Source organism: Monashia sp. HAY1-2A (assembly GCF_056755315.1).
Genome location: NZ_JBNDHY010000743.1, coordinates 1 through 239 on the forward strand (window position 1 = coordinate 1; position 239 = coordinate 239).

At 65.3% G+C, this 239-nt stretch carries 1 protein-coding gene; it reads right to left on the bottom strand.

The window, feature by feature from the left end; genetic code table 11:
- Positions 1-44: 44 nt before the first annotated feature.
- A partial coding sequence (locus tag ACPYOM_RS23750) for a hypothetical protein (RefSeq protein WP_481347868.1) occupies positions 45-239 on the bottom strand: 195 nt, incomplete at its 5' end.

Below are 239 nucleotides of genomic sequence, written 5' to 3' on the forward strand. Positions count from 1 at the left end.
CCCCCCCCCCCCCTCTTTTTGAGGGATACGGCAACCACCGAAATCTACACTCTCTCCGTCGTCGGCAGCGTCAGGTGTGGAGAAGAGACAGGGGCCGACCCCATCCAGTCCTGCGTCGCGAGCTCGCGAGGGCGGGCAAGCGGGTGGTCCTGGCTCTTCTCCACATCTCCAAGCCCACAAGAAACGTAGTAATCGGGGGGGGAGGGGTCTTCGTTTGGAGAGGGGAGGGGGGGGGGGGG